The organism is Oleiharenicola lentus (assembly GCF_004118375.1).
Taxonomy (GTDB): domain Bacteria; phylum Verrucomicrobiota; class Verrucomicrobiia; order Opitutales; family Opitutaceae; genus Lacunisphaera; species Lacunisphaera lenta.
The window spans coordinates 1,242,329-1,258,310 of the sequence record NZ_SDHX01000001.1 but is presented as its reverse complement, the minus strand read 5'-3'; the positions used below and the strand labels follow the sequence as shown (position 1 = coordinate 1,258,310).

General features: G+C 69.5%; 8 protein-coding genes. 5 read left to right on the top strand and 3 right to left on the bottom strand.

Annotated features, from left to right (window positions below):
• Positions 1–8: 8 nt before the first annotated feature.
• Positions 9–2,093, bottom strand: coding sequence for an ArnT family glycosyltransferase (locus tag ESB00_RS05160; protein WP_129046654.1), 2,085 nt, complete (start codon positions 2,091–2,093; stop codon positions 9–11).
• A 58-nt stretch (positions 2,094–2,151) separates the two neighbouring features.
• Positions 2,152–4,239, bottom strand: coding sequence for an ArnT family glycosyltransferase (locus tag ESB00_RS05155; RefSeq protein WP_164976055.1), 2,088 nt, complete (start codon positions 4,237–4,239; stop codon positions 2,152–2,154).
• 275 nt (positions 4,240–4,514) lie between these two features.
• Between ESB00_RS05155 and ESB00_RS05150 the strand changes: the two genes are divergently transcribed.
• The 5 genes from ESB00_RS05150 to ESB00_RS05130 all read left to right on the top strand — a co-directional run bounded on the left by ESB00_RS05150 (position 4,515) and on the right by ESB00_RS05130 (position 13,406).
• Positions 4,515–6,761, top strand: a complete 2,247-nt coding sequence (locus tag ESB00_RS05150) for a glycosyltransferase family 4 protein (protein ID WP_129046652.1) — start codon at positions 4,515–4,517, stop codon at positions 6,759–6,761.
• A gap of 3 nt (positions 6,762–6,764) precedes the next feature.
• On the top strand, positions 6,765–8,672 hold the full coding sequence (locus ESB00_RS05145) for a glycosyltransferase (protein ID WP_129046651.1): 1,908 nt from the start codon (positions 6,765–6,767) through the stop codon (positions 8,670–8,672).
• A gap of 160 nt (positions 8,673–8,832) precedes the next feature.
• The gene (locus ESB00_RS05140) at positions 8,833–9,075 is read left to right on the top strand and encodes a plasmid mobilization protein (protein ID WP_129046650.1); all 243 of its coding nucleotides are present in this window, start codon (positions 8,833–8,835) and stop codon (positions 9,073–9,075) included.
• Positions 9,072–9,464 (top strand): PIN domain-containing protein, encoded by a 393-nt coding sequence (locus tag ESB00_RS05135; protein WP_129046649.1) that lies wholly within the window; start codon positions 9,072–9,074, stop codon positions 9,462–9,464. Before ESB00_RS05140 ends, ESB00_RS05135 begins: the two co-directional genes overlap by 4 nt.
• Positions 9,465–9,527: 63 nt before the next feature.
• Positions 9,528–13,406, top strand: coding sequence for a glycosyltransferase (locus ESB00_RS05130; RefSeq protein ID WP_129046648.1), 3,879 nt, complete (start codon positions 9,528–9,530; stop codon positions 13,404–13,406).
• A 7-nt stretch (positions 13,407–13,413) separates the two neighbouring features.
• On the opposite strand, the gene ESB00_RS05125 is transcribed toward ESB00_RS05130, so the two are convergent.
• Positions 13,414–15,882: a hypothetical protein gene (locus ESB00_RS05125; protein ID WP_129046647.1), complete on the bottom strand. Its 2,469-nt coding sequence runs from the start codon at positions 15,880–15,882 to the stop codon at positions 13,414–13,416.
• Between the last annotated feature and the right edge of the window lie 100 nt (positions 15,883–15,982).

The following is a 15,982-nucleotide window of genomic DNA, read 5'->3' as shown; positions in this document are numbered from 1 at the left end:
GCAGAATCCTACTTCACCTCGATCTTGATCAGGTAGGCCCAGTCGAAGGCCGTGGTCTCGTAGGGTCGCGTGGAGAAGCGCAGCTTGTCGCCGGGTTGCGGCGTGTAGGAGATCACCGCATGCTGGTCGCCCCGGTCGTTGACCACGCGGCCCGGGTCCAGCACGCGGCGGTAGAGCCGGCGCGTTTGTCCGTCGGGTTGCTCGGCGTAGATGTTGAACTCGACGCCGTCGGTGCGCGCCTCGGGTTTTTCATAGGCGCCGGCGAAAATGCCGAAGCTCCAGCGAATTTCGCGCGCCCCGGCCGGCGGCTCGATCCAGAGGTCGGCGTCCGGGTGGGCGGAGAGCACGGCGATGCGCCCGTGGGTCAGCCAGTCGAGGCCGAACTGGAAGTTCGCCTGGTAGGGCGCGGGCGAGAGGTTGGGGAAGGAGCTGCGGGCCATCTCAGGCGGGAAGGTGATCAGGCCCTTGACCGGCTCCGTCGAGAGCGCCCCCGGCGGCAGCGTGAGCTGCGGGTATTTGCGCGTGCTCTGCAGGATGAGCTGCAGGCTCTTCGAGTAGGTGCGCGACGCGTAGATGTCGGCCGTGTGGAACGACACCGTGGGCTGGCTCGTGTCGATGTCGAAGCGCGACGCCGCCATGTTGATGAACGCCCGGTTCTGCCGGAGCTCGTTGAACACGATCAGCGCGGAGACTTCCTCACCCTCCAGATCCTTGAACGCCCGCTCGAGGTAGGCCCGGTCGTGTTCCAGCCCGTTGCGGATCATGAGCGCCCGGCGCTGGGCGTAGAGCGGGGTGACCGCCGACCAGTCCGCACCGGCCACGATGAGCACCGTGTTTTCCGGCGTGTAGTCGCGCAGCAGCTCCGTGAACGAATAGCCACCCTGGTGCCAGGTGCTCTGCCCGACCCGGTAATCCTGCCAGTAGGCCCGCACCTGCCCGGCAAAGGGCACGAGCACCAGCACGCCGACCACCCATCGCGGCAGCCGCGAGTCCACGAGCCCGAGCAGCGTGTACCCCAGCCCCACGACCAGGAACACGGCGCAGGCGTAGAAGTAATAGTCCTGGTAGGCATAGGCGAACGGGAACATGGCCTGCGCGACGAAGAACGGTGCCGCCGTCCCCAGCACCCGCCAGCGCACCGCCGGCAGCAGCAGGCCCGCGCCCAGGTAGGCGAAGACCAGCCAGCGCGACATGATGCCCTGTTCCCAGCAGTGGAGGAGATTTTTCCAGAGCTCGGCCGAGAAGAGCGCCTTCAGCTCGAACAGGCCCCAGTTGCCCTGCGTGAGGTTTTTCGAGGTGAAGATCCACGCCGAGGCGTGCGCGGCCTTGATCGGATCGGTGTAGGCCACCCAGGCGCGCAGCGCCACCAGCCCGACCACCACCGTGGCGAGCCCCCACGCGACCGTCCGCAACGTGGCCTTCCAGCCGGCCCGCGTGCGCAGGTCCTGCCCGAGCAGCCACGCGCCGTAGGTCGCGCCCGGCACCAGCCACGCGGCCCAGACCGCGCTCTTGATCAGGGCGGCGGCGGTGCCGGTGACGACCGCGGCCGCCAGCCAGGCCGGGCTGCGCCGCTCCATCGCGCGCACAAAGGCCACGAGCCACCACGCGCTGAACATCAGCGCCATCGAGTCCATCAGGAACGCCCGCGAATAGTAGATGTAGAGCGGCGTGCACAGGACCAGCGCCAGCATCAGCATCCGCCGCGGCTTCGGCAGACCGAGCCGGCCGAGCAGCAGCCACACCGCGGGCAAGGTCAGGTAGAAACACGCCGCCGTCACCGTGCGCGCCGCCACCACGTGCGGCCAGCCGGTCGCCCGGCTCAGCAGCACCACCGCCCACTCGTAGATCGGCACCTCCAGCAGGAGCGACACCCAGGGCTTGCCGAAGATGGGCACCTCGTAGAGCAGCCCGAAGTTGTCCTGCTGGTCGATGTAGTGCGCCACGATCGCCGTGTGCGCCTGCCGGAACTCGTGCCCCGACATGAAGCCCATCGTCCAGTGGTAGCCGATCCCGCAGACGCTGTAGATCAGCGCCGCGACCAGCAGGCCGGTCCACAGCCGTGCTTCCTTGGAGGATGTTTCCGGCGAAACCATGCGGACAGAAAAAACCGGGAGAATTTTCCGGGCAATAATTTATCGGGCCGCCGCGCGCTCAGGGCTCGATCCTGATTGCCGCGAAGTAGGCCCAGTCGCGCTCGGGGGTTTCAAAGGGGCCGCTCGAGAAGCGCAGCACCTCTCCCGGCCGCAGGGAGCAGGCGATGGTTTCCGTCTGCTCGCCGCGGTGCGCCGGGTTGGCCCACGGGTCCAGCACCCGCCGGTGGAGGCGCCGTTCGCTGCCGTCGGGCAGTTCGCCCGTGATGATGAACTCCACGCCGTCGGTCTTCGACGTGGGATTCTCGTAGGCGCCCGGCAGCAGGCCGTAGGTCCAGGTGATCCGCGTCGCGTCCGCCGGCGGCTTGATCCAGAGGTTCGCGTCGGGATGGGCGGAGAGCACCTGGCGCCCGCCGACGCCCATCCAGCCCAGTCCGAACTGGAAATCCGCCTGAAACGGCGCCGGCTGGAACGCCTTGAACTCGCTCTGCGCGCGCTCCGGGGTGATCGCCACGAGGTGTTTCCACACGGCCTCGTCCGCGCGCGGCGGATGCACGGTCACACCGGCATAAGGCGCGGCCGACGCCAGCCGCGTGCGCAGCTCCGCCGCCAGTCGCTTTGGCACATACACGTCCACCTCCTGGTAGGAAAAGGTCGGGCCGCGCGGGTCGAGTCCCAGCCGGCTCGCCGCGATCGTGATGAGATTCTGATGCTGCCGCAGCGGACCGTGGAGCACGAGGGCCGAGATGTTTTCGCCCTCCAGGTCGTTGAAGGCACGGCGCAGGTAGGCACGGTCGTCCTCGAGGCCGTTGCGGATCATGAGCGCCTTGCGCTGGGAGTAATACGGCACGATGCCCGCCCAGTCGGCCCCGGCGATCACCAGGACGCTGCCCTCCGGCGTGTGGTCGCGCAGCAGGTCGGTCAGCGGAAAACCGCCTTTCAGATCGGCACTCTGCCCGACGCGGTAGTCCTGCCAGTAGGCGTGCACCTGCGCGGCGAAGGGCACGGCCACGACCAGGGCGACCAAGACGCGCGGCCAGCGGGTATCGAGCAGCCCGACCATAGTGAAACCCAGGGCCGCCAGCACGAACACCGCGATGGAATAGAAATAGTAGTCCTGGTAGGCATAGGCGTTCGGGAACAGCGCCTGCGCCGCGAAGAAGGCCGCCCCGAGCCCCAGCACCGGCCCGCGCACCCGCGGCAGCGCCAGACCGGCCAGCAACCCGCCCGCGATGATCCAGCGCGACGCGATCGCCTGCTCCCAGCAGTGCAACAGCTGACGCCACACTTCCGCCGAGAACAGCGCGCGCAGGTCAAACAAACCCCAGTTGCCCTGCGAAAGGGTTTTGGAAGTGAAGATCCACGCCGAGGCGTGCGCGGCCTTGATGGGATCGGTGTAGGCGATCCACGCCCGCAACGCCCCGAGCGCCACGACCACCGTCGCCAATCCCCACGCCAGCGTTTGCCCCGGCGCGCGCCAGCCCGTCCCCGCCCGCAGATCCCGCCAGAGCAGCCACGCTCCGTAAGCCGCAGCCGGCGGCAGCCAGACGGCAAAGGTCGCGCTCTTCACCAGGGCGGCCCCTGTGCCGGCCACCGTGGCCAGCACCAGCCACGGCCAGCGCCGCTCATCCATCGCGCGCACGAACGCCAGCAGCCACCACGCGCTGAAGCAGAACGCCATCGCATCAATCAGGAACGCCCGCGAGTAGTAGATGTAAACCGGGGCGCAGAGGATCAGCGCCAGCACCAGCAGGCGCCGCGGCCGGGGCAGACCGAACCGGCCGAGCAAGAGGTAGAGCGCCGGCAACGAGAGATAAAAGCAGGCCGCCGACACCGAGCGCGCCGCCATGAAATGCGGCAGCCCCGTGGCCCGGCTCAGGCCGACCACCACCCACTCGTAAAGCGGCACCTCCATCAGGATCGAGACCCACGGCTTGCCCACCAGCGGGGTCTCGTAGAGCAGGGAGAAGTTGTCGTCCCGGTCGATGTAGTGGGTGATCAGCGCCGTCTGGGTCTGCCGGAACTCGTGGCCGGACAAAAAGCCCTTCGTCCAGTGGTAGGTGACGCCATGCAGGCTGTAGGCCAGGGCGACCAGGAAAAGTCCGACCAGCAGTCTGCTCTCGGTGCGGGAAGGTGCCTGGACGGACATACCGCGACAAAAAAGGACCGTGAAAATGCGTAGCAACATCTATTCAGCGCCTCTGACAACCGAGGCGGCGAAACCCGCCACCTTAACCCACCTATTTCACACCACGAGGAGAGAAACATGCGCCCTGACGGGCCGACTTTGTCGGGGCTAACCGCGACGAAGTCGCTTTTGCCGACGGCAAAACGGATATTTCTGATTCAGGGTCTTTCATTGGCGTGAAAAATCCGGGTTAACGTTGACTGCCCGGCGGCATTGGCGTGCCTTGGCGGCTCCGCATGATCATCGACACCCCGCAGTGGAAGCTCGCGATCGAGGTGCATCCGGCCGACTGGCGGTTCCCGGCGGGTTTCACGTGGCTGGCCGGCTGGCTCTGGTCGCCGGAAAAGCGCGTGCTCACCGACCTGCGGGCCTGGGTGGACGGACGTTGCTTCCTCGCGAACTGGGGTCTGCCGAAGCCCGGTCTCGACGAGGTTTATCTGCACCGCCCCGGCCCGCCCTACCTCGGTTTCACCCTGCTGCTCGCACCCCACGCGGGCGCCTCGCTCCTGCGCATCGAGGTCCGCGACCAGACCAACACCTGGCGGGAAATCTTCCGCACGCCCATCACGGTGACTGCCGAGGCCGCCGGCTGCCCGCCGCCAAAAAGTTTCCCCGACCTCCTCCCCGCGCAACTCAACCCGCTGCTCCAGCTCCAGGTGCGCCGGCCGGGCGTGCCGTTGCCGGCGCTGGCCGACGAGATCGTCTCGGGCGCGATCACCGAGCTGCACCACTCCCTGCCCAACCCGCCGTTCTTCGGCGCGCTGGAGGCCCCGCGCGAGATCGGCTGGGTGCGCTTCGGCCGGCTCTCCATCACCGGCTGGCTCGCGCACCGCGAGCGCCGCATCACGCGCCTGACCGCGATGGTGGACCCGCTGCAGGAGGGCACCCTGCTCTACGGCCTGCCGCGGACCGACGTCGGCGGCGAGTTCACCGGACTCGCCGGCGCGGAGAAATCCGCCTTCGTCGGCCACGTGGACCTGCCGGCCGACACCGCCGTGCCCGTGCTGCTGAAACTTTTCGCCGAGCTTGACAACGGCGAGAAGCACTTTGTCTTCGGCCAGCGTTTCACCCCGCGCCTGCTCGCCGGGGCCGAGACCTCCCTGCCCGTGCGCTCGCTGCGCACCTTCGCGTCGGCCGCGTGGGAACTGCGCAAATCCGCCCAGCGCCACGGCCTGCCCGTCGGCGACTGGTCGTCCGTACGCCCGGCGGTGCGCACCGCGTGGACGGCCTTCGCCACCGAAGCCCCGCCGAAACCCGGCCGCGCCCGCCTCGCCCCCGAGCCAGCCGCGCCGCGCGATCCCTCCGCGCCGCTGTGCGTGCTCGTGGTGACGCACAACCTCAACTTCGAGGGCGCCCCGTGGTTCATCTTCGAGCTGGCCCGGCACCTCGCGGCCCAGCCGGGCGTGACCGTGCGCGTGGTCTCGCCGCAGGAAGGCCCGATGCGCCGCGTCTTCGCCGACGCCGGCATGCCGGTCGAGGTCGTGGATGTCGCGCCCGTGATGGCGGCGAAATCCGCGGGCGAGTTCACGGAGCGCCTCGCGACCGTGTCCGCGCAGCTGCCCTGGACCGAGACCGACCTCGTCATCGCCAACACGATGGTCACGTTCTGGGCCGTTCATGCCGCGCGCGCCGTGAACAAACCCATCGCGCTCTACGTCCACGAGAGCTCGGCCATCCGCCGCTTCTTCAAGCAGGATTACGACCCCGCGCTTTTCCCGATCATCGAGGACGGCTTCCGCCTCGCCGACCGCGTCGTGTTCACCGCCGATTCCTCGCGCCGGGTCTTCGCGCACCTCGGCAGCCGCGGTAATTTCTCGCTGCTCCCGAGTTGGGTGGATGCGGGCCGGGTGGACGCCTTCGCCGCCGCCCACCGCGCCGCCGACCTGCGCCGCAAGCACGGGCTCGACCCCGAGGCCGTGCTCGTCGTGAACATCGGCTCCGTCTGCGAGCGCAAGGGCCAGCACGTGTTCATCCAGGCCGTCGAGCTGCTGAAGGAGGAACTCGCCCGCACCTACCCCGGGCGGAAGATCCAGTTTCTCATGGTCGGCGCGCGGCCCGGGTTGTTTCTCGAGACGCTCAAGGAGGAACTCGCCCGGCTGCAACTCGGCGAGCTCGCGCACTTCCTGCCGGAGACGGGCGAGATCTTCGACTTCTACCACCTCGCCGACATTTTCTGCTGCACCAGCTTCGAGGAATCCTTCCCGCGCGTGCTGCTTGAGTCCGCGGCCTTCCGGAAGCTGATCGTCTCCACCGACGTGAACGGCATCGCCGAGATGATCGGGCCCGAGGACGCGTGGCTCATCCCCGCCGGTGACCGCTACCGGCTCGCCGACGCGTTGAAGCAGGCGCTGGCCGCGCATTTTGCCGGCGACCGCACGCGCCCGGAAAAAGCCCGCGCCGCCGTGCTCCGGAAATACCACGAGGCGCAGTCGCTGCCCCGGCATGTCCGATTGATGCGCGCCGTGGCCGAGCGCCGCACCTGAGCCATGCAGGAAACCGCCGCCTGCTTCCACAATCTCGAATGGCCGTCTGAGCACGCGCGGCTGGCCGGCCCCGTCGTCTGGCTCCGCGGCTGGCTCGTGGCCAAGCCCGGCTGCGCCTTCACCGATGTCCGCGTGCGCCACGGCGACGGCACGCATCTCGGCGTGCTCGGCCTCCCGCGCGTGGATCTCGCCGCGCATTTTCGCGCGGAACGTTCCTGGCTGCCCGCGGAGTTCATCCTCGGCGTGCCGGTGACCGACGGGGCCGTCACGCTCACGCTCGAGGCCCAGGATGCAGACGGCGCATGGATCGCCCTGCGCACGATCAACCTGATAGTGGCCCCCGACGGCGCGCCCGCCCCGCGGGTCGAGGGCCGGCTCGAAACCTCGCCCGACGGCACCTGGACCGTGCGCGACGCGCATCACCCGTTTCACGGCCATCTCGACCAACCCGGCCCGACGCCGCGGCCGCACGAGGGCCGCGCCCCGGTCTTCGGCTGGCTGCTCGACGAGACCAAGCCCCTCGCCGGCGTGCTCGCGACGACCGACCTGCTGGTGTTCAACCACCTCGCGCACAGCCTCACCGACGACGCCCTCGCCGCCAAATTTCCCCAGCACGCCGGTGCCCGTCACGCTCGCCTGCGCGGCGCCGTGGACCTCCCTGCCACGCTCACCCACCCCGCCTGCCTGCGCGTTTACGCGCAAAGCCCCGACGGCACGGTCTCCCTCTGTTTCGCGCAACGAATCACGCCCGCGACCCATCCAGGTGGAACCCGCGCTCCACGCGAGTTGCTCGACGCAACCTACTCCTCGTTGGCCGCCCGCACCCTGCCTGCTCTTCCGTCGGCCCGCCCGCGGCGCCTGCTGGTCGTGTTGCGCACGCTTTGGCCAGACGACGCCTCGCTGCGCGCGCTCGACATCGTGCGCCACCTCGTCGCCTCGCATCGCTGGGCGGCTCGCGTGGTAAGCACGGAGGACGGGCCGCTGCGTCAGGACTTTGAACAGGCCGGCGCCGAGTCGCTCATCGTCAATCCCGCGCCGCTCTTCGCCGCGCCCGACAAGCCAACCGCGCAGGCGGCGCTCTCCGGCCTGCAACGCGCAATCTGGTGGGGCCACCTCGACGCCGTGGCGGTGTTCGATCCTGTCTGCGGCTGGGCGCTCACGCTCGCCCGTCGTCAGGGCATCCCCGCCCTCCTCGACTGCTCGGCCGACGAACCGATGGAGCCCGACCCGACGGCCAGCCCCGCCGTGCAAAGCCTGTTGCGCGATGCCTGGCGGCAGGCCACGGCCGTGTGCTTCGCGTCCGCCGCCGCGTCTGCCGCCCAGACCGGTCAGCTGTCCGGACTCCCGGCCGCCTTGGTCCCGCAATGGCATTCGCCGGTGCTGCCGCCGCTCCCTGCGTCCGAGGCCCCGCGCCACGCCTTCGCTCCGCTGCGCACCGTTGAGTGGTTGCAACGTCGCCACCCCGCCGTCGCCGCCCGCTGGACCTTCCGGCAGGGGCCCGCCCGGCTCAACCAGCCCGAACAGCTCGCGAGCCTGGACGACCGTTTCAACGCGCCCGCCCTCCAACGCCCCGCGGCGTGGAGCCTCGACGGCGTCACGCTCTGCCTCGGACCGCTGTTCGGCCGCGGCCCGCTGCGACCCGTGCTCGATGCCGCCGCCGCCGGCCTCCCGCTCGCCGCCCCGCGCACGCCGACCACGGCGGAATGGTTCGCCGACACCCGCCTGCCCCTCGTCGCACCCGACAACCCCCTCGCGCTCGCCCACGCCCTGCTCGCCCACGATGCCGCCCCAACGCTGCACGTCCGCGAATCCACCCGCGCCGCCGAGCTGATCCGAGACCGCCACGCCCCCGCCGCGCTGTTACCCCGCTGGACCGAAGTCCTGACCCACGTCGCCGCCACCCGCGGCTGAGGGCTTGCGCCACCGGACCGGCTCTGCCCTCGATCAGCGGCTGGCTCCTGTCCAGGACCAAGGCGTATTTCACGGACATCCGCTCCGGCGCACCCCGCGCACAATCCGGCACGCGGGGCAGAACTTGACGCCGAGAGGAACCGGGTAATAAAGTAATACCATGCCCGTTCTCAGTTTCAAAGTGGATCACAAGTCCGCGAGCCGCATCCGGGCGAACGCCCGGGCGGCCAAGACCTCGGTCTCGGCCTACCTGCGCAAGGCTGCGCTCGGTGAGAGCGATCAGATCCCGGCCAAGATCGTGCGCGGGAAGCACCCGGTTTCAGGCCTCCCGTTCAACGCGGCCCGTCCCAGCCGGGTGGTCACAGAGGATGAAATTCGGACCGCCCTCGCTGACTTTCCGTGATCTATCTCCTGGACGTAAACGCGCTCCTTGCGTGGGAGCATGGCAACTCACCGCACCATGCGGCCTTTCATGCCTGGGTCCGGCAGGTGGGCCGGGCCAATTTGCGCACCTGCGCGCACAGTGAGTTGGGGTTTTTGCGGGTATCGATGCAGGTCTTCGGCTACAATCTGTCCCAGGCGACCACCGCCCTCACCGAGTTGAAAAAACATGCGGGCGGCTTTGTCGCCACCGCTCCTTCGCCCCAACTGCCGCCGTGGGCCAGCACCGCCGCGAAAACTTCCGACGGTTATCTGGCGCAGATCGCCCGCGAAAACAAAATGCGCCTGGCGACCCTTGACGCGGGCATCAAGGATCCGGTGGTGGAATTGATCGGCCCCGTGAAGTCCTGACCGCCACCCGCGGCTGAGGGCTTGCGCCACCGGACCGGCTCTGCCTTGGTTCAGCGACCGCGCGTGAACGAAAACGACTCCTACATTTTCGACGTTGAACTGCCCACCGAGTGGGTGTTTTCCGGCGAACCCACCTGGATCAGCGGCTGGTTTGTGTCCAAGACCGAGGCGTATTTCACGGACATCCGCGCGGTGACCGGCGGGGCCGTCCACCTCGGCATCCTCGGCATCCCGCGGCCGGACGTCGAGGAGCGCCACCGCCGCCGCATCGGCCTGCCTCATGCCGGCTTCGTGCTGCAGGTGTGCCCGCCGCTGGGCGCCAAGGATCTCCGCCTTGAGCTGCTCGACCACGGCGGCAACTGGGTGGAAATCTGGCGCACCGGCGTGCGCGTGAAGCAGGGTCCGTCCTTCGGCGGCCGGCTGATCTCCGGCATCGTTCCCGACCAGCTCCGAAAGCTCCTGCAGGCGCGCCGCACCGATCCCGCCGCCGACCTCGCCCCGCTGGCGCGGCGGCTCGTGCGCGAGTCCGCCGTCGTGCCGCTCGACTCGCTGCCCAACCCGCCGTTCTTCGGCGCGCTCGAGAAACCGCTGCTCACCGGCGGCTCGCAGTTCGGCAAGGTCACCGTCGAGGGCTGGATCATCCACCAGGAGCAGCGCATCCGCCGGCTCGTCGCCTCCACCCACCCGCTCGTCGAGGTCGAGATGGACTACGGCGACCGCGAGCGACTCGACGCCGGCGCGATGTTCCCCGGCCACCCCTACGCGGCGAAGTCCCAGTATTTCGGCATGGTGGACATCGACGAGAGCGCGACCGATCCGTCGTGCCTGAAGATCTTCGCCGACCTCGAGGACGGCTCGCGCCACCTCGTGTTCGTCCGCCGCTTCTACCAGCGCGGCTGCACCCAGGAGGAGCGCCCGCTGCCGGAGTTCAGCCGCGGCACCTTCGCGGAAGTCGCCTGGGCCTTCGCCGCCGCCTGCCGCGCCGACGGCGTGCGGCTGGGCAAACTCTCCGCCTACTGGGAGCAGTGCCAGAAAGCCTACCGCCTCTACCAGCGCTTCGCCCCGGTCTCGCTCGCCCACCTGCGCCAGAGCGGTCCGGACGCCTACACCGCATGGCAGCGCGCCAACGCCCTCACCCCGCGCCTGCGCCAGTTGCTCGAAGCCTCGGCCCAGGCCAAGGGCGCCGACGCCCCGCGCTTCACCGTGCTTGTGGACACCCGCAGCTGCACGCCCGACCACCTCCGCGAGTTGGGCGACTCGCTGCGCGCGCAAATCTACCGGCACTGGCAGGCGTGCTTCATCGGCGCAGCCGCGCCGACGGGCGACAGCCGGTTCCGCGCCCTGCCGGTCAACGAACCGACCGCCTTCGCCGCCACGCTCAACGCCGCCGCCGCGCAGGCCCGCGGCACCCATGTCGCCCTCCTGCCCGGCCACTCGCGGCTGAGCCCCGATGCGCTCATCGAGATTGCCGATGCCATCGCCGCCAATCCGGCGCTCGATCTCATCTACACCGACGAGGACCGCATGGACGATGCCGGCCGGCGGAGTGATCCGGTCTTCAAGCCGGCGTGGAGTCCCGCGCTCGCCGATTCCGGCCTGTTCCCCGGCCAGCTTTGCGTCGTGCGTCAGGAGCGCGCCACCGCCGTCGGCGGTTTCCGCGCCGAAAATCCGCTCCTCCCGTGGTTCGACCTGCTGCTACGCGTGGCGGACTCTCTGCCGACCGACCGCGTCGCCCATCTGTCGCTGGTTTGCCACCACGCCCGCGCCTCCGTTTCCGCGCAGACCGATCCGGCCGACCCGAGCGTGGAGGAGGCCCGGCGCGCGCTCGCCGACGCCGCGCAACGCCGCCATCGCAACACCGCGCCCTTTTTGCCGGAGAGCGGTCACCACCGCCGGCTGCGTTACCACCAGTTCCGCCCCGAGCCGGGCATCCTCGCCCGCCTGCCGGTGACGATTGTCATCCCGACGCGTGACCGCCTCCACCTGCTGCAGGAATGCGTCGAGCTGCTGGAGGAGACGGTGGACTGGCGCCACGTGAAGCTCGTCATCGCCGACGACCACTCGCGCGACGCCGACGCCGTGCGCTACCTCGCCGCGATCCAGGAACGCACCGACCTGCGCTGCGTGGTCGTGCGCCCTGCAGATCGCGCCGCGCCGTTCAACTACTCGAACCTCGTCAACCTCGCGCTGCCGCACCTCAACACGCCGCTGGTGCTGCATTTGAACAACGACGTGAACGCCCTCGAGCCCGGCTGGCTGGAGGAAATGGCGTCCTGGTTCATCCAGCCCGACGTCGGCGTCGTCGGCGCGAAACTCATCTACCCCGACCGCACGCTCAACCACACCGGGATCGTCGTCGGCCCGCACGGCGGCCTCGCCGACACGCCGTTCGCCCGGGCGAATCCCGCCGACGTGCCCGTCGCGTGGCACGACGCCGCGCGCGAGGTGTCGGCCGTCACCGGCGCCTGCCTGCTGACGCGCACCGACCTCTACCGCGAGTTGGGCGGCTTCGACGAAAAGGACTTCGGCGTCGCCTACAACGACGTGGACTGGTGCCTCCGCGTGCGCGCCGCCGGCCGGCGTGTGATCTACACGCCGCAGGCCAAGCTCATGCACTGGGGCAGCGCCACGCGCGGCGTGACCTTCGACGACGCCGAGCACATCGCTTTTGCCACACGTTACCCGGCCATCCGCGATCCCTACCTCAGCCGGCATCTCTCCTTGCAGGGCAACCAGCTCGCCGTCACGACCGGTGCCCCCGCCACCGTGGCGCGCGCCGGCAAGCTCCGCCTGCTGCTGCTCACGCACAACCTCAACCTCGAGGGCGCCCCGCTCTTCCTGCTCGAATACGCCACCTGGATGGTGCGCGAGGCGGGTTTCTCCCTGGAAGTGCTCGCGTCGCAGGACGGCCCGCTCCGTTCCTCCTACGAGGCGCTCGGCGCGCACATCACGGTGATCGACGCCGGCCCGCTCTACGCCTCGCCCGACGAGGACACCTTTCACCAGCGCCTCGGGGAGATCAAACACCGCCTCGACTGGGACAGTATCGACCTCGTGGTCTGCAACACACTCGTCAGTTTCTGGGGCGTGCTGCTGGCCGCGCGCGCGGGCAAGCCCTCGCTGTTCTACATTCACGAAAGCGCGACGGTCTTCCGGTTCTTCGAGCGCAAGCTGGAGCTCGACCTGCACCGGCTCGTGGCCGAGGCCTTCCACCGCGCCACCCGCGCACTGTTCCTCTGCCAGGCCACGCGCGCCTACTACGAGGACCACAACGTCAGCGGCAACTTCCGCCTCGTGCCGAGCTGGATCAACCTCGACGACATCGACACGTTCCGCGCCACGCACACCCGCGCGGCGATGCGGCGCAAACACGGCTTCGCCGACGACGAGACGATCATCGCCAACATCGGCACCGTCTGCGAGCGCAAGGGCCAGCACGTCTTCCTGCGCGCCATCGAGCATTTCAACCGGCAGGGCCACCGCGGGAAATTCCGCTTCGTCATGGTCGGCGCCCGTCCGGGTATCTACCTCGACCTGCTCAAGCGCGACCTCGCCCGCCTTGAGCTGCCCAACGTCACGCTCATCCCCGAGACGCGCGAGGTCTTCGACTTCTTCGTGGCGGCCGACCAGTTCGTCTGCACGAGCTACGAGGAGTCGTTCCCGCGCGTGGTGATGGAGGCGATGGCGTTCCGCACGCCGATCGTCACGACCGACGTCCATGGCATCGCCGAGATGATCGGCCAGCGCCAGCAGGGCTACCTCGTGAAGCCCGGCGACCACCTCGGCCTCTCGCGCATGATGTGGACCTGCCTCGCCAAGGAACGCAGCGGCAAATCGCTGACGCCCACCGCCTATTCGAAGGCGTTGCGCCTCTACGACCATCACAAGGTCCTGCCCTTCCACGTGGACCTCGCCCGCGAGGCCTGGCTGGCGCACACCTGAACGGCGCTCAGGGTTGCAGCGAGCTGCGGGTCACCCGCACGCGTGCCGGGGCCAGCCCCTCGCCGACGTCCACGAGTACACCGATCCAACCGCCCGGCTCGGCGGTCCAGGCCCGGAACTCAAAGGGTCGCTCGCGGCTCAACTGCTCCTGCTGGAGGATTTGCAGGCGACCGCCCTTATACCACACGACCCGCGCCACCGAGGGCCGTCCCTCCGACTCGGCACAGGTCACGCGTCCGTGGAATTCACCGACCATGCCGGCGGTGTGCAGCCAGACCTCGCCACCGGGCAACAGTTCGAGGCCGTCACCGGCCGGGCGGCCGTTCCGCACCACCAGCTCGGCGGGACGCCAGGCGATGTCGCCGAAAAGACTCGCGCCCAACGCCGGCTCCGGCGCCGCCTCGGGCGACTGGTAGGGCCGCAGATGCGGCGCACCCGGCACCTCGCCCGCGTGCGTGATCTCAAGGTCGCGGTAACCGGCGAGCAGGGCCCGCTGTTGTCCGCCCGGCTGCATGACCCAGAGCAGGAGCTGCTTTCCCGAGCCATCCACCTCGAAGGGCACCTTCACTTCGTCCTGCCCGGCCGGCAGCTCAATCGCCTGTGACCAGCGCACATCCTCCGGCACGGCCCCGTGCACGATCACCTTGAAATGCGCCTGGAGCAGGCCGGATTCCCGCCCGGGCATGCGCCGCACCATCGCCACACCGCGCAGGCGGAATATGGGCACGCGCAAGAGCACCTGGCCCGCCTCGCCCACGGTGCCGAGAAGGTGGGTGCCGCTGCCCGTGGGCGTGGCCCGCAGGGGCCGGCGGTCGAAATGCAGGACGCGGCCGTCCACGTTGCCGCCCAGTTTGCCCAGGGTCGCAAAACTGTCCACCTGCCGGTCCGGCACATCCTCCTGCCGGCGCCACCGCGCCACGACCGGTCCAACCTGATCGCGCACGAAATGCTCGTCCAACACCGTGCGCAAGGCCTCGGGCCAGTGGGCGAAGGCGATGGTCGTGAACGCCGCCCGGCGTGTCTCCGAGTAAAGGAAACCCTCGCGCAGCCGGCCGACCGACGCCTCGTTGTAGGTCGTGTCCCAGTGCGCCCAGAGCGGCTGACCCTTTTCGCGCGCGCTCGGGTAGAACCGTTCGAGCAGCTCCAAACCCGGGCCGTAGAACACCGGCCGCGCGTTGCCTTCCTCGTAACCGGCCAGCTCGCGGCCCACGGCCTGCAGGCTGAGAAAAACATCCGGCGGCACCCGCAGGCCCCGCAGCGCCGCGCAAGCCGTCTCCGTCTCCGCCGCGGGCCGGTAGGCGCTCCGCGGTTCCGCGGAGTAGCCGAACTGCGAGCGCTGCCCCGCCCAGGCCGACCACCATGCCGCCGCGCCCAGCACGACGGCCGGCAGGACAAACCCCACAGTGAAAACGCGGCCCGGCGGCTCCGGCTGAAAGCCCAGCCACACGCTCACGAGCAGGGCCAGCCACGCCGCCACGCCCACCCACGCGATCTCGAAATTCGTCGCGAGCAGGGCCGCGCCCGCAGCCGCCGCGCCGAGCACCGCCAGCCCCAGCAGGACGCGGTCGATCCCCGGCCGGGACGACGTCGCGCCGCGCCAGCAGCCGGCGAAGGTGGCCAGCGTCAGCACCAGGCCCGCCAGCCCCACCTGTGGCAAAACGAGTTTGCCGTAGTAGTCGTGCAGCGGCGCGAACAGGAACTCCCGTGACGCGATGCGCTCCAACAGCGCGAAACGTGAACCCGCGGCGAGCCCGATGACATTGCTGCGCCACAATTCGAACGAGGCTCCGGTCCACGCGAGTTCAACCGTCAGCGGCAGCACCACGCCCGCAACAACCAGGCCGAGCACCGTCACCGCCACCCGCCCCGCGCCCGCCCGGCCGGTCAGGCCGGCCCGCAGCGCCCAGGCGAGGGCCACGGCAAGCGCGACGAGATGAAAGTTGAGCTTGTTCACGCCGCCGAGCACCAGCCCGGCCAGCGCGAGCAGATGCCAGGGCCAGTCCGCCTTGCGCAGCACGGGCGCCACCGCGGTCGCCCACGCGACCAGCGCGAGCGTGAACACGCCCAGCGTGTTGTGCCACAGGATCGTGTGCTGCGCGGCCGCACCCATCGTGACGACCCCGCCCACGGCCGCGGCCGCCCACCCGGACCAGCGCCGCACGAGCATGAGGGGCAGCAGCAACCCGCTCGCGAGAATCAGCCCCGCTCCGCCGCGCGCCAGCGCCGCGTAGGTGCCGCCGCCGATCTTTTCCACCAGCCAGTTCAGCCCGAGAAAACCCGCCTGAATTGAAGTGGTGAAATCCACATACGGCCGCTCCCCGCGCTCCATCAGGCCGTTGGCGGTGATAACCAAGCCGTAGTCGTAGAGATCGCGCAGGTAACCGTGGTTCCGCCACCAGGGCAGCAGCGCAACCAAGGTCACGACCGCGAGCAGGCACCAGAAGACGGGCGGGAGTCGGTGACGGGGATCGGTCATGCGTGGGCGAAAATTGGGCGGGACCTGCCGGTGGGGGCAAGCCCTCTTGCCGGAGTGACACACCCGCAGTAGGCGGCACCCGACGGCCCAAGGCTCGCTT

Bases quoted from the DNA above. Each gene is read 5' to 3' on its own strand.
- ESB00_RS05150 (WP_129046652.1), top strand. From the start codon at position 4,515: ATGATCATCGACACCCCGCAGTGGAAGCTCGCGATCGAGGTGCATCCG.
- ESB00_RS05125 (WP_129046647.1), bottom strand. From the start codon at position 15,882: ATGACCGATCCCCGTCACCGACTCCCGCCCGTCTTCTGGTGCCTGCTC.
- ESB00_RS05160 (WP_129046654.1), bottom strand. From the start codon at position 2,093: ATGGTTTCGCCGGAAACATCCTCCAAGGAAGCACGGCTGTGGACCGGC.
- ESB00_RS05155 (WP_164976055.1), bottom strand. From the start codon at position 4,239: ATGTCCGTCCAGGCACCTTCCCGCACCGAGAGCAGACTGCTGGTCGGA.
- ESB00_RS05145 (WP_129046651.1), top strand. From the start codon at position 6,765: ATGCAGGAAACCGCCGCCTGCTTCCACAATCTCGAATGGCCGTCTGAG.
- ESB00_RS05140 (WP_129046650.1), top strand. From the start codon at position 8,833: ATGCCCGTTCTCAGTTTCAAAGTGGATCACAAGTCCGCGAGCCGCATC.